Source organism: Dietzia sp. E1, from assembly GCF_014145015.1.
GTDB classification, from domain to species: domain Bacteria; phylum Actinomycetota; class Actinomycetes; order Mycobacteriales; family Mycobacteriaceae; genus Dietzia; species Dietzia cinnamea_A.
The window spans coordinates 1-2,365 of record NZ_JAALDU010000429.1 but is presented as its reverse complement, the minus strand read 5'-3'; the positions used below and the strand labels follow the sequence as shown (position 1 = coordinate 2,365).

Genomic DNA, 2,365 nt, shown 5'->3' with positions numbered 1-2,365 from the left:
GCCGGCGCGCGCGGCGACCTCCAGGCCGCGGCCGGTGGCCAGGACGAACATCGGCGGCGGGTCGTCCACCACCGGCAGCGCGGTGACCGGCCCGCGGCCGTGGAGGAAGTCCCGCACGGCGGTGATGTCGCGCTCGAACGCGTCGGTGTCGTACTCGCTCACGCCGAGCGCCTCGCGGACCGGGGCGGTGAAGCCGAGCGACCGTCCGACGCCGAGGTCGATGCGGCCCGGGTGCATGGCCTCGAGCATGGCGAACTGCTCGGCCACGACCAGCGGGCGGTGATTGGGCAGCATCACCCCGCCCGAGCCGAGCCGGATGCGCGCTGTCCTGGCGGCGGCGGCCGCGATGAGCAGCGGCGGACTGCCGCTCGCGATGCCGGGAACGGCGTGGTGTTCGGCGGTCCAGTACCGGTGCAGGCCCAGCTCGTCGGCGTGCTCGGCGCGGCGCAGCGTCGCCTCGATCGCCTCGGCGTGGGACTCGCCGTCGCGGGTCCGGGACCTGTCCAGCAGGGACAGTCGGAGCTGGTCCGGCAGTGCGATGGGGGCCACGACCCCACCGTAGCGGCGTCTGCCGCAGCGGCGGTCGCGCGTGCCATCGGATCCGGCAGCCCGGGATTATGCTTCCGGGGTGAACGTGCATCTCTTGGCCGAGCAGGCCCCCCAGGTCCTGGCGATCGGCCCGGGATTCATGGATCCCGAGTTCTGGTTGTCCGGCACCGGGCCGTTCGGGAACGCGATCCTCCCGGCCCTGCTCGCCGTGGTCTTCATCGAGTCCGGCCTGCTGTTCCCGTTCCTGCCCGGCGATTCGCTCCTGTTCACCGCCGGGCTGCTCACCCAACAGGCCGACCCGTTCGCGCCCCTGTGGGTGGTGCTGGTGACCGCGCCGATCGCGGCGTTCCTCGGCGATCAGGCGGGCTACTTCATCGGCAACCGCTGGGGCCATCACCTGCGCGAGCGGCCCGACGGTCGGATCTTCAAGCAGGCCTACATCCACGAGGCCCACGAGTTCTTCGAGAAGTGGGGCCCGGCGACGATCATCCTGTGCCGGTTCGTGCCCATCGTGCGCACGTACGCGCCGCTCGTCGCGGGCATGGCCGGGATGCGCTACCGGGTGTTCGTCTCGTTCAACGTCGTGGGCGCCCTGCTGTGGGCGGCCGGCGTGACGGCGCTGGGCGCGTGGCTGGGCCGGCTCACGTTCATCAAGGAGCACATCGACCTGATCCTCATCGGGATCGTGCTGGTGTCGGTGCTACCGATGCTCGTCACCGCGGGACCGAAGCTCGTCGCCCGCATCCGCAACGGCCCGGCCGCGCCGGCCGCCTGAGGTCCGCCAGCGCAGGGCCCACACGACCGCGGCGATCACCATCAGCACGCCGATCCCCTGCAGCCCCGGGGAGTCGTCGGCCTCGCCGTACACGACGGCCATCCCGCCCAGCGCCACCACGATCAGCACCGCGGCGAGGGCCGCCCCGAACTCCACCGCGCTCCTCACGCCCGCGCCGTCTGTCATGCCCGCGACGGTCCTCATCCCTCGTCCCCCACCCATTCCAGCAGGTCACCGGGCTGACACTCGAGCACCCGGCACATGGCCTCGAGCGTGCTGAACCGCACCGCCTTGGCGCGCCCGTTCTTCAGCACCGCCACGTTGGCCGGTGTGAGTCCCACCCGTTCCGCGAACTCGCCGACGCTCATCTTGCGCTTGGCGAGTTCCACGTCGATCCGCACGACGATCGGCATCAGATCACCGTGTCCATCTCCGAGCGCAGGCCGGTGGCCTGCCGGAGGAGGGCGCGCATGACCACCATGAGCAGCGCGGCGACGGTGATGATGACGACGACGACGAAGAGCAGCAGCGGCAGCCCGGGATCGTCCGCGGTGAACCCGACAAGGCCGAGCACGGACACGAGCACCACCCAGGCGGCGACGATCGCCCAGAGGATCACGTCCACCCAGATCAGAGAGGCCTCGGTGAAGATGCGATCCGATTCGACGAGGGAGAGCAGTTTCCAGGTGGCCACCACCACGACCTGGATGCAGACGACCAGGAAGATCGACACCGCCGTGAGCGGCCACCGCAGGTGCGCGGACTCGGGGTTCGTCTCGGCCATGTGGGCGAACTGCCCCGGCAGGGACATCACCTCCAGCAGGAGGAGCACCGCGAACAGCACCACGAGACAGATCCGGAGCGGCAGAACCGCCCGTCTTTCGATGTTCATGCACCGACTATGAACTGAAACCTATCGAAAATCAATAGGCGGCGTGCTCCCGGATCCACGCGTGCATGGCGATGCCGGCGGCCACGCCCGCGTTGATCGACCGGGTCGAGCCGAACTGCGCGATCGACACCGTCCGGGCGGCCCGCAGG

The 2,365-nt window shown here is 70.4% G+C and carries 5 protein-coding genes and 1 pseudogene; 1 reads left to right on the top strand and 5 read right to left on the bottom strand.

All coding sequences use genetic code 11. The features are described from left to right. Positions 1-549 (bottom strand): MsnO8 family LLM class oxidoreductase (locus G6030_RS13470; protein WP_182643469.1); only part of this gene is annotated, 549 nt, incomplete at its 3' end. Positions 550-688: 139 nt separating this feature from the next. On the opposite strand from G6030_RS13470, the gene G6030_RS13465 reads away from it, so the two are divergent. Next, positions 689-1,324, top strand: a complete 636-nt coding sequence (locus tag G6030_RS13465) for a VTT domain-containing protein (RefSeq protein ID WP_187701826.1) — start codon at positions 689-691, stop codon at positions 1,322-1,324. Here G6030_RS13465 and G6030_RS16230 read toward each other — a convergent pair. From G6030_RS16230 to G6030_RS16605, 4 genes and pseudogenes are all read right to left on the bottom strand, one after another. Further along, positions 1,250-1,510 (bottom strand): hypothetical protein, encoded by a 261-nt coding sequence (locus tag G6030_RS16230; RefSeq protein WP_081470542.1) that lies wholly within the window; start codon positions 1,508-1,510, stop codon positions 1,250-1,252. The two genes, G6030_RS13465 and G6030_RS16230, sit on opposite strands and share 75 nt — an antisense overlap. A gap of 14 nt (positions 1,511-1,524) precedes the next feature. Beyond that, positions 1,525-1,737: a helix-turn-helix transcriptional regulator gene (locus G6030_RS13455; protein WP_007630568.1), complete on the bottom strand. Its 213-nt coding sequence runs from the start codon at positions 1,735-1,737 to the stop codon at positions 1,525-1,527. After that, positions 1,737-2,216 (bottom strand): DUF2975 domain-containing protein, encoded by a 480-nt coding sequence (locus tag G6030_RS13450; protein ID WP_182643468.1) that lies wholly within the window; start codon positions 2,214-2,216, stop codon positions 1,737-1,739. Before G6030_RS13450 ends, G6030_RS13455 begins: the two co-directional genes overlap by 1 nt. A 31-nt stretch (positions 2,217-2,247) precedes the next feature. Beyond that, positions 2,248-2,365: pseudogene (locus G6030_RS16605) on the bottom strand (RNA methyltransferase); the annotation flags it as partial.